This is a genomic window from Kitasatospora sp. NPDC056651, assembly GCF_042792155.1.
Lineage (GTDB): Bacteria > Actinomycetota > Actinomycetes > Streptomycetales > Streptomycetaceae > Kitasatospora.
Map to the genome: position 1 here is coordinate 35099 of NZ_JBHTWX010000027.1, position 810 is coordinate 35908.

1 protein-coding gene is annotated in these 810 nt (G+C 69.4%); it reads right to left on the minus strand.

All coding sequences use genetic code 11. The annotated features are described in order from the left end of the window. A partial coding sequence (locus tag ACFRAR_RS13605) for a collagen binding domain-containing protein (RefSeq protein ID WP_380698068.1) occupies positions 1-810 on the minus strand: 810 nt, incomplete at both ends.

Here is an 810-nt window from a genome sequence, read left to right on the forward strand (position 1 = left end):
GTGCCGCTGGTTTGCAGGCCGGGGATGCCGTTGGTCTCGTGCCAGAGCTGGAAGGTCGCGCCGGCCAGCGGCTGCTGGGTCCCGGAGTCGACCTTCGTCACGCTGGTGGAGCCGGTCGGGGCGACGGTCTTGATGTCCTCGACGGTGACCGGAACGTTCTGTCCGTTGGTGTCGAGGACGACGGTCGTCACCGGTTGTGTGGGCAGGTCATAGCCGGGGGGTGCTGTGGTCTCCTGCCAGTAGTAGGTGCCGAGGGGGAGGTTGTTCGCGGAGCAGGTGCCGTTGGCGGGGGTGGTGCAGGGAGCGCCGACGGGGGTGTCGGGGTTGGTGCCGGTGGTCTGGAGGCCGGGGATGCCGTTGGTCTCGTGCCAGAGCTGGAAGGTCGCGCCGGCCAGCGGCTGCTGGGTCCCGGAGTCGATCTTCGTGACGCTGGTGGAGCCGGTCGGGACGACGGTCTTGATGTCTTCGACGGTGACGGGGACGTTCTGTCCGTTGGTGTCGAGGACGACCGTGGTGACCGGTTGTGTGGGCAGGTCGTAGCCGGGGGGTGCTGCGGTCTCCTGCCAGTAGTAGGTGCCCAGCGGCAGATCGGTGGCGGAGCAGACGCCCGTGTCAGGCGTGGTGCAGGGCGCGCCGACCGGGGTGTCCGGGTTGGCGCCGCTGGTCTGGAGGCCGGGGATGCCGTTGGTCTCGTGCCACAGCTGGAAGGTCGCGCCCGCCAGCGGCTGGTTCGTCGCGGAGTCGACCTTCGTCACACTGGTCGCCCCAGCCGGAACGACGGTCTGGCTGTCCTGGACGGTGACGGGGATG